Genomic DNA, 15,930 nt, shown 5'->3' on the forward strand with positions numbered 1-15,930 from the left:
AAAGAGCGGGCTGCCGGCGTGATGAGGCTGCTATCCGCCCCGGGAGCGGAGAGAGCCGACGGGCAGGGTTTAAAGAGGTGCGCCGCTGCTGTCGATCACCACCATATATTTGCCGGCGATGGGGGTCGGGGTCCGGTCCGGTCGAAGCAGGGCGCGAAAACTGATGTCATAGGCTGCGGTTTGTTCGTAATCGGCATCCAGCAAGCCGTGCCGATCCAGAAACAGGTTGAGCGCGGCGGGCAGCCTTACACATCCTTGTGAAGCCTGCCGTCCGATCCGGCTTTCCAGTACTGCGGGGTCGGTGGCATGCATCAGCAACCGGATATCACCCGTCTCACCATCGGTTCGCCAGCCTTTGCGGGCATTCTGCCAGCCGAAATCCCATACCCGCATGCCTTTTACCCCCAGGCCGCGGATATGGTTTTCATTATAGGTACCCTGAGCCCGGTAATCCAGAATGCCTGTGCTGTGGGGGAAAACACCGGTGGGAGTCAGATAATGGTCTTTCCGCCCCGGCTGGCCGGTCGAAACATGGGCCTTGCCCAGAATCATCCAGCCGGCAGGATCTCCACCATCCGCCAGAACGGGCAGCAGATATTGCATACGCGGTGCACGATCGACCACGATCAGAAGCTGTTCCCGGTCAAGGACGATCCCTGCCTGCCTGAGTGCTGTGGCGGTCAGGCCGATCCATCGGCTTTTTTCTTCCGGTGTGATGGACAGGCTGGTCCGGGGAACTTCCCGCTGCATGGCACGACGCAGAAGACTGGCCTCCGCCAGGGCTTCTGACTTGCCGAGGCTGGGGAGGGAGGGAATCAGCGGGATTGTCTGAATCTCGGACGGAGTCGTCTGGAGTGACGGTACCGGCGCTGCCGCCGCTGTCAGTGTTTCAGCCCCTTGGGCATCCATCATCGAACAGATCGGGAGCAGAAAGGCGCACATGATCATGCCATGCCGAAAGGCCCCCGCTGCAAGAACAGAGATTCTTCCATTATCCGATATGGAAAGGAATCGAACGGGAAAACGGACCATGGATCGCATCCGGATAAAATGAGGACGCCGCGAAGCGATTGAGCGACTCTATCCCCAAACATCGCTGGAGGAACGAAGTTTGTGCGTCAGCCAGGTAAATATGTGGTGTCTCTGTCCGGAGGTGCGCAAGAAAATAACAAGAAAATCATCTTCGGTATCGCTTCCCGCAATATTATAAGCAAAACCGGGGTTGTTTTGTTCGTTCGGTTACGTTAAATGGCTCTATAACGTACGATCGTTGCATTCAACTGATAGAGAAATGCAATGACGCGGGCAGAGGGGAGCCAGATGTCTACGGAAGCAAACAAGCCGCGCGGCAATCAGCATCAGGAAGCAAAAAGCGACGCCGAGATCGCGCAGGCGGCATTTATGCGGCCGATTGTCGACGTTGCGGCAGAAAAGCTGGGTATTGCCGCTCAGCATTTGGCTCCGTATGGCCACTACAAGGCCAAAATTGATTTGAATTATCTATCATCGCTGAACAGCCGTCCTGACGGTAAGCTGGTTCTGGTGACGGCGATCAGCCCCACCCCGGCGGGTGAAGGCAAAACCACGACGACGGTGGGCCTGACCGATGCGCTGAATCATATCGGCAAGAAGGCAGTTGCCTGTCTGCGTGAGCCTTCGCTGGGTCCGTGTTTCGGTGTGAAGGGTGGCGCTGCCGGCGGCGGATACGCCCAGGTGGTGCCGATGGAAGACATCAACCTGCATTTCACCGGCGATTTCCACGCGATCGGTGCAGCCAACAACCTGCTGGCCGCCCTGATCGACAACCATGTCTACTGGGGTAACGAGCTCGGCATCGACCCGCGTCGCATTGGCTGGCGCCGTGCGGTGGACATGAATGATCGCGCCCTGCGCTCCATCGTGTCCTCGCTGGGGGGCGTCTCCAACGGTTATCCGCGTGAGGATGGCTTCGACATCACCGTGGCCTCCGAAGTGATGGCGATTTTCTGCCTCGCCACCGATCTGGATGATCTGCAACGCCGTCTTGGCAACATCATCGTCGGCCACACCAAGGACCGTAAGCCGATCCGCGCCAGTGAGCTGAGCGCCGCCGGGTCCATGGCCGTGCTGCTGAAAGATGCGATCGCGCCGAATCTGGTGCAGACGCTGGAACACAATCCGGCCTTCATCCATGGCGGTCCGTTCGCCAATATCGCCCATGGCTGCAACAGCGTGATCGCGACCCGCGCCGCGCTGAAGCTGTCCGATTATGTGGTGACGGAAGCGGGCTTCGGTGCCGATCTGGGGGCTGAGAAGTTCTTCGACATCAAGTGTCGCAAGGCTGGACTCTCTCCGTCTGCCGTGGTGATCGTGGCGACGGTGCGCGCCCTGAAGATGCATGGCGGCGTGGCCAAGGATGCGCTGAAGACCGAAAATGTCGAAGCCGTGCAGAAGGGGTTCGCCAATCTGGAACGCCATATCCAGAACGTCCGCAAGTTCGGCGTGCCGGTTGTGGTCGGCGTGAACAAGTTCAGTGCCGATACGGATGCCGAATTCCGGATGCTGCATGATCTGTGCGCGAAAATGGGCGTCCCCTGCGTCAGCTCCGACCATTGGGCCAATGGCGGTGCGGGTGCCGCCGATCTGGCGCATGAGGTGGTCAAGCTGGTGGAAGGCGGCTCCGCCGATTTCAAGCCGCTGTATCCGGAAGACATGCCCCTCTGGGACAAGCTGCGCACCATTGCCACCGAGATCTATGGCGCGTCCGACATCACGGCCGATGCCGCAGTGCGCAAGCGGTTCGACGAATTGCAGAAGGAAGGATTCGGCCACCTGCCGATCTGTGTCGCCAAGACGCAGTACAGCTTCAGCACCGATGCGAATCTGCGTGGCGCGCCGTCCGGGCACGTCATTCCTGTGCGTGATCTGCGTCTGTCTGCGGGCGCCGAGTTCGTCGTCGCGATCTGCGGCGACATCATGACCATGCCGGGTCTGCCGAAAGTACCTGCTGCCAACGCTATCCGCCTGGCATCGAATGGTACTATCGCCGGATTGTTCTAAGGCACTTGCCGGGTTTTCTGCTCACCGTAATGTGCGCGTCGCAAACGATGGTCTGCTTGCGATGCGGATCAATATCCTGAGGGAGTTTTCTATGACGGGTCGTCATTTTCTGCACGTGCCGGGTCCCACCAACATTCCGGATCGCGTCCTGCGTGCGATGCATGTTCCCAGCGAGGATCATCGCAACCCGACCTTCCCGAACCTGACCCTGCCGCTGTTCAAGCAGCTGAAGCGTCTGGTCCGCACCGAGACCGGTCAGGCTTTCATCTTCCCCTCTTCCGGCACCGGCGCCTGGGAAGCGGTGATGACCAACACCCTGTCCAGTGGTGACAGGGTTCTGGCCTCCCGTTTCGGCCAGTTCAGCCATCTGTGGATTGACCTGGCCAAGCGCCATGGTCTGGACGTGATCGTTCAGGAAGAAGAATGGGGCACGGGCGCTTCCCCGGAACACATCCAGGCCGAACTGGAAAAAGACACCGCGCATCAGATCAAGGCGGTGATGGTGGTTCAGAACGAAACCGCCACCGGCGTCACCAGCGACGTTGCTGCCGTCCGCAAGGCGATCGACGCCGCGAAGCATCCGGCGCTGCTGTTCGTTGACGGTGTCAGCTCCATCGGCTCCATCGATTTCCGCATGGATGACTGGAAGGTCGACGCGATCATCACCGGCTCCCAGAAGGGCCTGATGCTGCCGGCCGGTCTCGGTATTGCCGTCGTCAGCCAGAAGGCGCTGGAAGCGCAGAAGGCCGCCCGTGCCAACAATCCGCTGCGTCGCGTGTATTTCGACTTCGAAGATCAGTCGAAGGCGAATGAAACCGGCTATTTCCCCTACACTCCGGCCCTGCCGCTGCTGTACGGGCTGCGTGAAGCGCTGCAGATCATCCTCGACGAGGAAGGTCTGGATAACGTCATCGCCCGTCATCACTACCTGGCTCAGGGTGTGCGCGAAGCGGTGAAGGCGTGGGGCCTGACGCTCTGTGCGAAGGACCAGAAGTGGTACAGCGACACTGTCAGCGCCATCCTGGTTCCGGAAGGCTTCAACGGTGCCGATGTGATCTCCCGTGCGTTCAAGCGCTATAACCTCGCTCTGGGTGCTGGTCTGTCACAGGTTGCCGGCAAGCTGTTCCGTATCGGCCATCTGGGCGATCTGAACGAGCTGATGTGCCTGGGTGCCATCACCGGGGCGGAAATGGCGATGCGCGATATCGGCATCGACGTGAAGCCGGGCAGCGGTGCAGCTGCTGCTGAAGAATACTATCGCACGAACGGCAAATAATTGCCGGATGACGGAGGGTGCCCGGTTGCACCCTCCGCAATAAAAACCGGGGCGGTCCTTCGGGACCGCCAGCCGGACCCGGAGGAAATGCTCCGGTTTTTCCCTTCGATGGCAGGATTGCGTCCATGACCCAGAAGATCGTTTTCCTCGATCGCGAAACGCTCGGCGCCACGGTGCGCAGGCCCGGTTTTGCACATGAGTATGTCGAATATGACGTGACCGCCCCTGATCAGGTGGTGGAACGACTGAAGGACGCAACGATCGCCATTACCAACAAGATACCGCTGCGCGCCGATACGCTGGCCCAGCTTCCCAATCTGAAGCTGATCGCGGTTGCGGCGACGGGTACTGATGTCATCGACAAGGTGGCTGCCAAAAAGCAGGGCATTGTTGTCTCCAACATTCGCGGCTATGCGTTCAACACCGTTCCGGAACATGTTGTTGCGCTGATGTTCGCGCTGCGCCGCAACCTGCTGGCCTATGCCGTGGATGTGCAGAACGGCGTGTGGAACAAGGCCCGCCAGTTCTGCTTCTTCCCGCATCCGATCCGCGACATTGCCGGCTCCACCATGGGCATTGTCGGCTATGGTGCGCTGGGCAAGTCCATTGCTGAACGGGCGCGTGCGCTCGGCATGAAGGTCATTGCCTATGATGCGTTCCCGCAGGAAGGGCTGGTGGATTTCGAAACCATCCTGCGTGACAGTGACGTGATCACGATTCACGCTCCCCTGACCGATGAGACGCGCAACATGTTCGGCGCGGCTGAGTTCAAAAAGATGAAGAACAGCGCGATCCTGATCAACACTGCGCGTGGTGGTCTGGTGGACGAAGCTGCTCTGGCGCAGGCGCTGAAAGAGGGTGAAATCGCCGGTGCGGGCTTCGACGTGCTGACGCAGGAGCCGCCGGTGAACGGCAACGTACTGCTGGATCCGACTATTCCCAATCTGATCGTGACCCCGCATGTCGCCTGGGCGAGCACCGAGGCGATGCAGATTCTGGCCGATCAGCTGGTGGACAATATTGAGGCTTTTGTCTCCGGCAAGCCTGCCAACGTGGTCGAGTAAGATCGTCTTTCACATCAGGACTGCCTCAGGCGGAGAGGAAACGAAAATATGACAGCGAAACTGCTGTATCAATTTGATACTGACTGGACCCCGAGCGTTTTCGACAGCGTTGTTGCGTATGACGGCGGCGCGGATCATGTGATTGGCCATGCCAATGTGACGCCCGAGAATGTCGGTGCTCTGGTCGATGGTGCGATCTTCACGCGCGGTCCGAAGGAAAAGCGCTTCACCGCTCTGTGGATCGGCGGTGGCAGCATGGAGGCCGGTGAGGCCGTGCTGAGCGCGGTGAAGAAGAAATTCTTCGGCAATTTCCGCGTCTCCGTGATGCTGGACAGCAATGGCTCCAACACCACCGCTGCGGCGGGTGTGGCGCTGTTGGCCAAGGCGGCTCCGCTGAAAGGCAAGAAGGCGATCGTGCTGGCCGGAACCGGTCCGGTGGGTATGCGCGCTGCCGGTCTGATGGCGCTGGAGGGGGCCGATGTCACCATCACCGGCCGTCAGAAGGACCGCACTGAAAAAGCCGCCGCTGCGATCAGCAAGCGTTTCGGCGTTGAGGTGAAGGCGATCGAGGCTGCTGATGCTGCGGCGCGTGAAGCCGCCATTCAGGGTCAGCAGGTGGTGTATGCCGCCGGTGCGATCGGGTTCGAACTGCTGTCCGAAGAGGCCTGGAAAAAGACCTCCTCCGTCGAGCTGCTGGCCGATGTGAATGCACAGCCTCCGCTGGGTATTGGCGGGGTTGGCGTCATGGACAAGGGCAAGGAATACGAAGGCGGCGCCGGTACCGTGAAGGGCTTCGGTGCGCTGGGTATCGGCGGCCTGAAGCTGAAGCTGCATCGTGCCTGCATCGCCCAGCTGTTTGAGAAGGACGATCAGGTTCTGGACGCGGAGGGCATCTACGCCCTGGCGAAGGAAATGGCGTGATGACCGCAGGCGTCTCGTTCAAGGACGAAAGCGTCGAGGCTTTCCTCGAACAACTGGCGAGCAAGGCTTCCACCCCCGGTGGTGGAAGTGCCGCTGCGGTGATGGGGGCAATCGGTGCGGCCCTGTCCAGCATGGTCTGCAACCTGACCATCGGTAAGAAGAAGTATGCCGAGGTTGAGGAGGAGCTGAAAGGCGTTCTGGCGCAGGCCGATGCGCTGCGTCTCAAGCTGATTGCGGCGATTGAGGAAGACGTGCAGGCTTTCGATGCGGTCATGGGTGCCTACGGCATGCCAAAGGCCACGGAAGAGGAACAGGCTGCCCGCAAGGAAGCGATCCAGAAGGCCCTGCATCTGGCCACGGATGCGCCGCTGGACTGCGCACGCCTTTGCCGTGATGCGATTGACCTGGCGGAGATCGTCAGCCGCAAGGGGAATGCGGCGGTCATCAGTGATGGCGGCGTGGCCGTTCTGGCTGCCCATGCCGGGCTGCGCAGCTCGGCACTGAACGTGTATGTCAATGCCAAGGCCATCGAAGACCGCGCATTTGCGGAAAGCCGTCTGCAGGAGCTTCAGGAGATTCTGGGCAGTGCAGGCGAAAAGACGGAAGCGACATACGAGCTGGTGAGATCACAGCTCATCTGAGTGATACTCCGGGTCCGGAGCAGCTATGACGGCATGCCTCCAACCCGATCCTGTCTGGCGCTTACCTGAGGGGGGGAAGGCGCGCATCAACGCGAAGGGAGAGACGTAGATGGACGTCCATGAGTACCAGGCAAAAGAATTGCTTGCGAGCGCCGGCGTGGCCGTGCCCCGCGGTGCAATCGCTTTCAGCGCTGATCAGGCTGTCTATGCCGCAACCGAACTGGGTGGCTGGCACTGGGCGGTCAAGGCCCAGATTCATGCCGGTGCGCGTGGCAAGGCCGGTGGCATCAAGCTGTGCAAGACATATCATGAGGTGCGCGAGGCCGCGGCCGGTATGCTCGGCAAGCGTCTGGTCACGCATCAGACCGGCCCGGAAGGCAAGCCGGTGCAGCGCGTTTATGTCGAAGTCGCCGATCCCTTCGAGAAAGAATTCTATCTGGGCTTCGTGCTGGATCGTAAGCTGGAGCGCGTGCGCGTGATCGCCTCCGCCGAGGGCGGCATGGAGATCGAGGAAATCGCGTCGAAGCATCCCGAAAAGCTGATCCAGGTCATCGTGGAGCCGGCGGTTGGTCTTCAGCAGTTCCAGGCCCGTCAGATCGCCTTCAAGCTGGGCCTGTCCAGCCGTCAGGTGCAGCGTGCGGTGACCAGCATCATGGGCGCCTATCGTGCATTCCGCGATCACGATGCGACCATGCTGGAAATCAATCCTCTGGTTCTGACCAAGGATGACCGCATTCTGGCGCTCGATGCGAAGATGAGCTTCGACGACAATGCGCTGTTCCGTCGCAACAACGTCGCCAACATGCACGATCCCTCTCAGGACGATCCGCGTGAGGCTCAGGCTGCCGAGCACAACCTGAACTATGTGGGGCTGGAAGGCGATATCGGCTGCGTGGTGAACGGGGCCGGTCTGGCGATGGCGACCATGGACGTCATCAAATATGCGGGCGGTGAGCCTGCCAACTTCCTTGATGTCGGCGGTGGTGCAAGCCCTGAGCGTACCGCGACGGCGTTCCGTCTGGTGCTGTCCGACAAGAACGTGAAAGTCGTTCTGGTCAACATCTTCGCCGGCATCAATCGCTGTGACTGGATTGCGGAAGGTGTTGTGCACGCGGTGAAGGAAGTGGATCTGAAGCTTCCGCTGGTGGTGCGCCTCGCGGGCACCAATGTGGAGGAAGGCCGCCGTATTCTGAAAGAAAGCGGCATTTCCGTCATCATGGCCGAAAGCCTGACCGAAGCGGCCGAAAAGGCCGTCGAGGCCGCGAAGGCCGCGGCGTAAGGGGAGGCAGGACCAATGAGCATTCTGATCAACAAACAGACCAAGATCATCATTCAGGGCTTCACCGGCGACAAGGGCACGTTCCACGGTCGCGAGATGATCGATTACGGCACCAATGTCGTCGGCGGCGTGACACCAGGCAAAGGCGGCCAGACCCATCTGGGTCGTCCCGTGTTCAACACGGTCGAGGACGCGGTGCGTGAAACCGGTGCCCAGGCGTCGATCACCTTTGTGGCGCCTGCTTTCTGTGCCGATGCGATCATGGAAGGCGCCGATGCGGGGCTGGAGCTGATCTGTACCATCACAGACGGTATTCCGGCGCAGGACATGATGCGCGTGAAGCGTTATCTGCGCCGTTACCAGAAGGATCGTCGTACGCGTCTGGTGGGGCCGAACTGCGCGGGCATCATCAGCCCGGGCCAGGCCATGCTGGGCATCATGCCGGGCCATATCTACAAGGAAGGCCATGTCGGCATCGTTTCCCGCTCCGGCACGCTCGGCTATGAAGCCGCCGCGCAGTTGAAGGAGCTGGGCATCGGTGTCTCCACCAGCGTGGGCATCGGTGGTGATCCGATCAATGGTTCCTCCTTCCTTGATCACCTTCAGCTGTTCGAAGCCGACCCCGAGACCCATGCCGTGCTGATGATCGGTGAGATCGGTGGCCCGCAGGAAGCCGAAGCGGCGAAGTGGATCAGCGAGAACATGTCGAAGCCGGTGGTTGGCTACGTTGCCGGCCTGACCGCTCCGAAGGGCCGTCGTATGGGCCATGCCGGTGCGATCATCTCTGGCGAGGGCGACAGCGCCGCCGAAAAGAGCGAGATCATGCGCTCCTACGGTCTGACTGTTGCTCCCAGCCCGGGTGAACTCGGTTCGACCGTTGCCGCGGTGCTGGCCGGCCGTCAGGCAGCCTGATCCGGTATGACGAACATGCAGCGGTCTGACATCATGACAGGCACTTCCCGGGCGGATGCTTCGGCAGCCGGCCAGGGAACGGCCCGCCTTCTGCGAGATCTGCTGCTGGAAGTGGCGGCACGTCATCATCCCGATATCGTGCCGGCTTTGACGGGGGAGGGGCGCTGGTCCCTCTCCACCATGACACCGCAGGCGCTCGGCAGGGCGTTGCAGGCGCAGGGCATCTGGTTTCAGCTTCTGTCGATTGCCGAACAGAAAGAAGCCATGCGCCAGCGCCGGGCGGTGGAAAAACAGGGCAGCCGCGCCGATGTGCGCGGCACCTTTGATGCCGTGCTGGCGGAAGCGAAAGCCGCCGGTATTTCGGCGGATACTTTGTCCGATACGCTGGCCACCTTGCGTATCCGTCCGGTGGTGACCGCCCACCCGACTGAGGCCAAGCGTGTGACGGTGCTGGAAAAGCACCGTGAGATTTATCTGCTGCTGCTGGAGCTGGATAACCCGCGCTGGACCGAGCGGGAGCGGACACGTCTGGTGCGCCGTCTGCGTGATCAGATCGAATTGCTCTGGCTGACCGGTGAGCTGCGTCTGGAGAAGGTCTCCGTGCAGCAGGAAGTCCATTGGGGTCTCCATTTTTTCCGCGAAAGCCTGTTCGAGATCGTGCCACAGGTGGCGGCATCGCTCGAAGAAGCCGTGGCCGCACAATATCCGGGTGCTCCGGCCCCATCCCCGCGCCGCGATGCGGGAGGTTTCCTTCAATTCGGCTCCTGGGTCGGCGGCGATCGCGATGGCAATCCTTATGTGACGAATGACGTCACGCGCTGGACTTTGCGGGAAAATGCGCAGGCCAGTCTGGAGCATTATCGCAAGCAGGTCGCCCGGCTTATCAAATCTCTCTCGATCACCGAACATGCGATGGCGCTGCCATCATGGTTCACCGCGCTGGTGAGGGAGCGGTTGGAGGCGATGGGGGATGGCTCGGCTCTGGCGCAGCGCAATCCGGGGGAACCCTTTCGTCAGTTCCTGACCGTGATGGATCGGCGTCTTGAGAACACTCTGCTTCGCCAGACAGGCGATGCGGACTCTGATGCCACGACGCATGCTTATTCCAACGCCGATATATTGATCGACGACCTGCGCGCGATGGAAAAGGCGCTGGAAGAGGCGGGCAGCCCCGAAATTGCCACCGATCTGGTCCGGCCGTTGCGGTGCAGTGCCGAGATTTTCCGTTTCAGCACAGTGCGGCTGGATCTGCGGCAGAACTCCACACGTCTGACCAATGCGCTGCATGCGTACTGGCGGGACGTCACCGGGCAAGGGACGCAAAGCGAGCCGCCGACTGATGATAGCGCTGAATGGGAGGAATTCCTGCTGGATGCCCTTCAGCAGCCCAGACTGGCCCGCTTGACCCCTCAGACATGGCCGGAGGATGCGCGGGAAGTGCTGGAGATGTTCCAGCTGGTCGCCGAAATGCGCGGCAGGCTGGATCGGGAGGCATTCGGCAGCTTTATCCTGTCCATGACCCGTTCAGTGGCCGATATTCTCGGTGCCTATGTCATGGCGAAACAGGCTGGCCTGTTCCTTGATTCCGTCGGCATGGAGCTGTGCGAGCTGCCGATTGTGCCACTGTTCGAGACGATCGACGATCTGCGTGCCGCACCGCTGATCATGCGCCGCCTGCTGAACATTCCGGTCATCCGGCGTTCGGCCCGCCGTCAGGGCAATGTGCAGGAAGTCATGATCGGTTACTCTGACAGTAACAAGGATGGCGGCTTCATTTCCGCCAACTGGGAGCTGTTCCGTGCGCAATCCCGTCTGGCGCAGGTCGGGCAGGATGCGGGCATTGCCATTGCGTTCTTCCATGGCCGTGGCGGCAGTGTCAGCCGTGGTGGGGCACCCACCCGCCGGGCTATTGCCGCCCAGCCGCCCGGCTCTATCCGCGGGCGTTTCCGCGTGACGGAACAGGGTGAGGTGGTCAGCGCCAAATATGCCAATAAAGGCACGGCTTCCTATCAGGCGGAACTGCTGGCGGCGAGTGTGCTGGATCATGCTTTGCGCAGCGAAAGACTGGCTGATTCCATCGCCGGTGTCCGTCCGGAATATGAAGATGCGATGGAAGCTCTGTCAGGGGCAGCCAATGCGGCCTACCGCAGTCTGATCGGTAATCCGCACATGGTCGGATATTTCCAGTCGGCCAGCCCGCTGGAAGAATTCGCGCTGCTGAATATCGGCAGTCGTCCAGCCCGTCGTTTCGGTGCGCGTTCGCTGTCCGATCTGCGCGCCATTCCCTTCGTTTTCGCCTGGACGCAGAACCGCCATCTGATCACCAGCTGGTATGGTGTCGGCAGCGCCATCGCCACTTTCCTTGATGTGCGGGGTGAGCGCGGTGAAGAGGTGCTGCGTCGCATGTTTGCGGATTATCCGCTGTTCCGCCTGATTGCGGATGAGGTGGAAAAGGCACTGCTGTTTGTCGACCTTGAGATTGCCCGCCTCTATGCCGGTCTGGTGCCGGAAGAGGATGCGAGGCAGGCCATCCTGCCCTTGGTCGAGGCTGAATATCAGCTGACCTGCGCCATGATCACCCGGATCAGCGGTGATACGCAGGTGGGCGAGCGGTTCCACCGTTATCGCACCCGGCTGGCCGAGCGCCTGCCGGTGATCAATGCTGCGAATCGGGAGCAGGTGGAGCTGCTGCGGCGCTTCCGGGATGCCCCTGATGACGCGGTGAAATCGGCCCTGCTGTTATCCATCAATTGTATCGCTGGCGGCTTCGGCACCACGGGCTGAACCCGTCGCTTATTGTCCAATAAAAGGGGAGGAAGCCATGAGCTTCACGCTGGTCGAACAAGCAACGCCGCGCCTGCATCGCTCTGAACTGGCGGTGCCGGGTTCCAACACTGCCCTGTTCGAGAAATCGGCCCGCTCCGCCGCTGACATCATTTTCCTCGATTGCGAGGACGCGGTGGCGCCGGATGAGAAAGATCAGGCCCGCAAGAACATCATTCAGGCCCTGAACGAAATCGACTGGGGCAACAAGACCATGATGGTACGCATCAATGGTCTCGACACCCACTATATGTATCGCGATGTGGTCGATATCGTCGAAGCCTGTCCGCGTCTCGACATGATCCTGATCCCCAAAGTCGGCACGGCCGCCGATGTCTATGCTGTGGACATGCTGGTCACGCAGATCGAGCAGGCGAAGAAGCGTGAGAAGAAAATCGGTTTCGAGGTTCTGATCGAAACCGCGCTCGGCATGGCGAATGTGGAAGCCATTGCCCAGTCCTCGAAGCGTCTGGAAGCCATGAGCTTCGGCGTGGCCGATTATGCTGCCAGCACGCGCGCCCGCACCACCGTGATCGGTGGCGTCAATCCCGATTATGGCGTGCTGACCGATCGTGATGAGAGCGGCAATCGTGATTATTACTGGATGGATCAGTGGCATTTCGCACAGAGCCGCATGATGGTGGCCTGCCGTGCCTATGGTCTGCGTCCGATCGATGGTCCGTTCGGTGATTTCAACGATCCGGAAGGCTATCGCGCTGCTGCTCGCCGGGCCGCTGTGCTCGGTTATGAAGGCAAGTGGGCGATCCATCCGAGCCAGATCGCGCTGGCGAATGAAGTGTTTTCTCCGTCCGAAGCGGAAGTGACCAAGGCGCGCCGGATTCTGGAAGCCATGGAACAGGCGGCCAAGGAAGGTCGGGGTGCGGTGTCGCTGGATGGCCGTCTGATCGATATCGCTTCCATCCGTATGGCGGAAGCGCTGCTGGCCAAGGCCAACCAGATCTCCGGCTGAGAATATTGATCGCTGCTATCAAAGAAAATGGCCGGTTCAGTCTGAACCGGCCATTTTTGTTGGTGAAAACTGTGGAGAGATCAGATGCGGTAATTACGACCCGAGAAACGGGCTGATAATTTCTCGATCGGGATAAAGCGTGTGGTGCCGTGGTCGAACACCTCGATACGTCCATCCTCGATCCCATAGACCCAGCCGTATATCTGAAGTTTGCCTTTCTCGATTCCGGCAGCAACAGCAGGGTGGGATCTCAGATGCTTCATCTGCAACAGCACGTTCTGCTCAACCAGCGCCTGCGTGTAATGATCACCTTCCAGATGGCCGTGATGTTCATGGACCATATCGCGGGCTTCCAGCGCATTGCTCAGCCAGTTGCGCACGGTGGGCATACTGTCCAGTTCTTTGGCTTCAGGATCACGCAGTGCCTTCATTGCCCCGCAATCGGAATGGCCGCAGATGATGATCGTATCTACTTTCAGGGCTGTGACGGCATATTCAATCACTGCAGAAACACCACCCAGCATGTCACCATATTGCGGGACGATGTTGCCGATATTACGGCAGACGAACAGGTCGCCCGGTTCGGCATGGGTGATCATTTCAGGACTGATGCGGCTGTCAGCGCAGGTAATGAACAGGGCTACCGGATTCTGCCCCTTGGCCAGCGCCTCGAACTGACTTTTCCGGATCGGAAAAACGCGCTCCCGGAAATGTCTGGCACCTTGTAACAGTCTTTTGAGTCGGCCGTTACTCTTCATCGCTGGGACGCTCTCCTGAAAAATAGAGGAAGTGGTATCAGTATGGCTTATGTCGATTGCAAACAAGGAACCAGAGTGTGACGTATTATGCCAGTGATCAGGCAATCCATGCCCTTGTCACCGGGGGGGCAAGCCCTCTGGGGCAGGCGATCAGCCGTCAACTCGCGGCGGATGGGTATCACGTTCTGGTTCATGCGCATTCAGGTCTGAATAAGGCTCAGGCTCTGGTGGACGCGATTCGTGAGGATGGTGGCAGCGCGGAGACACTGACCCTGGACCTGTCGGATTATGAGGCGGCGAACACGGCATTCTCGGCCCTGGTTGAGCGTAAACCCATCCAGGTGCTGGTGCACAACGCCGGGACGCATGATGATGTTCCGCTGGCAGGGATGGAAATCGAGCAGTGGCGTTCGGTGATTGATGTCTCGCTGAATGGATTTTTCGCCTGTGTCAGACCATTGCTGCTGCCCATGATGGCGACGCGCTGGGGACGAATCGTGGCGATTTCATCGGTTTCGGCGCTGATTGGCAATCGCGGACAGGCTAATTATGCGGCCGCGAAGGCGGGTCTGATCGGGGCGGTCAAATCCCTGTCGATGGAAGTGGCGGCGCGAGGCATTACAGTCAATGCAGTGGCTCCCGGCATTATTGAAAGCCCTGCGACGGCGGGAATGGATGCGGAGATGATCCGCCGGGCCGTTCCAGCGCGTCGAGCCGGAAAACCGGAGGAGGTGGCGTCGGCGGTCTCGTTCCTGTGCGGCCCGAACGCGGGTTACATCACCGGGCAGACTCTCTCCGTCAATGGCGGGATGGCATAGACTGGCGCAGTCTGAAAAGAGGCAGGCCTCCGCCCCTTGATCCTGGCCGGAGTCTGTCGCCAATCAGGGAGCATATCCCTCCCAACAACATGAAGACAACCATGGGGCGTGGTGTACCATCGGCCAGCACCGCAACGCCTGTGCCAAACAGCGCGCCCAGCACATATTGAAGCGTGCCCATCAGGGCAGAGGCGCTGCCGGCATGGGCTGCGTGCGGGCTGAGCGCACCGACTGCGGCGGTCGGGGTCAGGAAACCCTGAATAGACTGGGCAAGAAACAGCAGGATCATCATCCCGACCAGACCACCCAGCCCGGTATAGACATTCACCATCAGCAGCGAGACCAGCCCAAGATAGAGTGTGGTGCCGATCCGTAAGACAAGGTGCATTCCCAACCGCGGCAGGGCCAGATTATTAAGCTGGCTGCACCCGATATAGCCGACTGCGTTCATCCCGAAGATCATGCCATAGACGGTCGGGCTGATATGGTAATACTGGATAAAGGCGGAAGGTGACCCGGCCAGATAGGTGAACAGGGCTGCCACACAGAAGCCGCTGAGCATGGCATGAGTAATGAAGACCCGTTCGCGCAGGATGGTGCCGTAACGGATCATAATGCTGCCGGGTGACAGCATCAGTCTCTTTTCCGGCGGCAGGGTGTCAGGCAGGAACACGATCACCAGCACGACGCAAACCGCGCCATAGAGGCTGCCAAGCCAGAAAATGGCCCGCCATGACATCACAGACAGCATCATCCCCCCGAGCGTGGGCGCCAACAACGGCACCACACCCATGATCAGCATCAGACGGGAGATCAGGCGTGCGGCTTCATGGCCGTCGGACATGTCCCGCACGATAGCGCGGGGTGTCACCATGCCGGCCGATCCGCCAAGGGCGGCGATCAGTCTGAACAGGGTGAAGCTCCATAAATCCGTGGCCAGGGCGCAACCCGTTGAAGCCAGCGTATAGATCAGCATCCCGGCAATCAGCGGAACGCGACGGCCAAACCGGTCGGACAGGGTTCCGTTGGTCAGATGCCCGATCGCCAGGCCGACAAACCATGCTGCCAGCGTAATCTGGGCGGCACCTTGATAATGGCCGCCAATATCGGCCTGCAACTGAGGGAAGGCCGGTAGATACATGTCGGTGGACATTGGCCCGACAGAGGTAACCAGACCCAGCAGGATGATCAGGGGGACGGAAAGACGCGCAGAAGGCATAACGCTGCCCGTACTCCTCCCGGTCGATCAGGAGCAGCGAAAACTTCGCAGGGGCAGGAATGCAGGAACTTTGTTCCTTGACCATTTAAAGGTGATCTCCTTGACAGGATGGATATAAACGGCTTAGTTTCATCCTGAAACCGGCAATTCTCCACGCCGGCGCATGATCCTCCATTCCTGTCTCCTTCGCCGGTTTATCCGTGCGGTGCG

At 60.1% G+C, this 15,930-nt stretch carries 13 protein-coding genes; 10 read left to right on the forward strand and 3 right to left on the reverse strand.

Going from position 1 to position 15,930, the window contains the following annotated elements; genetic code table 11:
* Positions 1–69: 69 nt before the first annotated feature.
* Positions 70–912 (reverse strand): L,D-transpeptidase, encoded by an 843-nt coding sequence (locus GbCGDNIH8_RS00230; protein WP_253736052.1) that lies wholly within the window; start codon positions 910–912, stop codon positions 70–72.
* Between the two features lie 408 nt (positions 913–1,320).
* Here GbCGDNIH8_RS00230 and GbCGDNIH8_RS00235 point away from each other — a divergent pair, with 408 nt between their 5' ends.
* The 9 genes from GbCGDNIH8_RS00235 (at position 1,321) to GbCGDNIH8_RS00275 (ending at position 12,925) form a co-directional block, all read left to right on the forward strand.
* Positions 1,321–3,039 (forward strand): formate--tetrahydrofolate ligase, encoded by a 1,719-nt coding sequence (locus GbCGDNIH8_RS00235; protein ID WP_072571651.1) that lies wholly within the window; start codon positions 1,321–1,323, stop codon positions 3,037–3,039.
* A gap of 91 nt (positions 3,040–3,130) precedes the next feature.
* On the forward strand, positions 3,131–4,315 hold the full coding sequence (locus GbCGDNIH8_RS00240) for an aminotransferase class V-fold PLP-dependent enzyme (protein ID WP_038511699.1): 1,185 nt from the start codon (positions 3,131–3,133) through the stop codon (positions 4,313–4,315).
* Positions 4,316–4,440: 125 nt separating this feature from the next.
* Complete coding sequence (locus tag GbCGDNIH8_RS00245) at positions 4,441–5,379, forward strand: D-2-hydroxyacid dehydrogenase (RefSeq protein WP_072571652.1); 939 nt, start codon at positions 4,441–4,443, stop codon at positions 5,377–5,379.
* A 48-nt stretch (positions 5,380–5,427) separates the two neighbouring features.
* A complete protein-coding gene (locus GbCGDNIH8_RS00250) occupies positions 5,428–6,300 on the forward strand; it encodes an NADP-dependent methylenetetrahydromethanopterin/methylenetetrahydrofolate dehydrogenase (RefSeq protein ID WP_072571653.1) in 873 nt (290 codons plus the stop codon).
* Positions 6,300–6,941, forward strand: a complete 642-nt coding sequence (gene fchA / locus GbCGDNIH8_RS00255; RefSeq protein ID WP_072571654.1) for a methenyltetrahydrofolate cyclohydrolase — start codon at positions 6,300–6,302, stop codon at positions 6,939–6,941. Before GbCGDNIH8_RS00250 ends, fchA begins: the two co-directional genes overlap by 1 nt.
* A gap of 109 nt (positions 6,942–7,050) precedes the next feature.
* Positions 7,051–8,220 carry a malate--CoA ligase subunit beta gene (locus GbCGDNIH8_RS00260; protein WP_011630760.1) on the forward strand — a complete coding sequence of 390 codons (1,170 nt, stop codon included), beginning with the start codon at positions 7,051–7,053 and terminating at the stop codon, positions 8,218–8,220.
* Positions 8,221–8,235: 15 nt separating this feature from the next.
* Positions 8,236–9,132 (forward strand): succinate--CoA ligase subunit alpha, encoded by an 897-nt coding sequence (sucD, locus tag GbCGDNIH8_RS00265; protein WP_011630761.1) that lies wholly within the window; start codon positions 8,236–8,238, stop codon positions 9,130–9,132.
* Positions 9,133–9,165: 33 nt separating this feature from the next.
* Positions 9,166–11,916 (forward strand): phosphoenolpyruvate carboxylase, encoded by a 2,751-nt coding sequence (locus GbCGDNIH8_RS00270; protein ID WP_253736053.1) that lies wholly within the window; start codon positions 9,166–9,168, stop codon positions 11,914–11,916.
* Positions 11,917–11,953: 37 nt separating this feature from the next.
* Positions 11,954–12,925 (forward strand): HpcH/HpaI aldolase/citrate lyase family protein, encoded by a 972-nt coding sequence (locus tag GbCGDNIH8_RS00275; protein WP_025285643.1) that lies wholly within the window; start codon positions 11,954–11,956, stop codon positions 12,923–12,925.
* Positions 12,926–13,005: 80 nt separating this feature from the next.
* Here GbCGDNIH8_RS00275 and GbCGDNIH8_RS00280 read toward each other — a convergent pair whose 3' ends face one another.
* Positions 13,006–13,683 (reverse strand): carbonic anhydrase, encoded by a 678-nt coding sequence (locus GbCGDNIH8_RS00280; RefSeq protein WP_072571656.1) that lies wholly within the window; start codon positions 13,681–13,683, stop codon positions 13,006–13,008.
* Between the two features lie 77 nt (positions 13,684–13,760).
* On the opposite strand from GbCGDNIH8_RS00280, the gene fabG reads away from it, so the two are divergent.
* Entirely contained in the window at positions 13,761–14,501 is a 741-nt protein-coding gene (fabG, locus tag GbCGDNIH8_RS00285) for a 3-oxoacyl-ACP reductase FabG (protein ID WP_253736054.1), read from the forward strand.
* Here the strand turns inward: fabG and GbCGDNIH8_RS00290 are convergent.
* Complete coding sequence (locus GbCGDNIH8_RS00290) at positions 14,482–15,720, reverse strand: multidrug effflux MFS transporter (protein WP_072571657.1); 1,239 nt, start codon at positions 15,718–15,720, stop codon at positions 14,482–14,484. The two genes, fabG and GbCGDNIH8_RS00290, sit on opposite strands and share 20 nt — an antisense overlap.
* Between the last annotated feature and the right edge of the window lie 210 nt (positions 15,721–15,930).

Source organism: Granulibacter bethesdensis, assembly GCF_001889545.1.
Classification (GTDB): Bacteria; Pseudomonadota; Alphaproteobacteria; order Acetobacterales; family Acetobacteraceae; genus Granulibacter; species Granulibacter bethesdensis_B.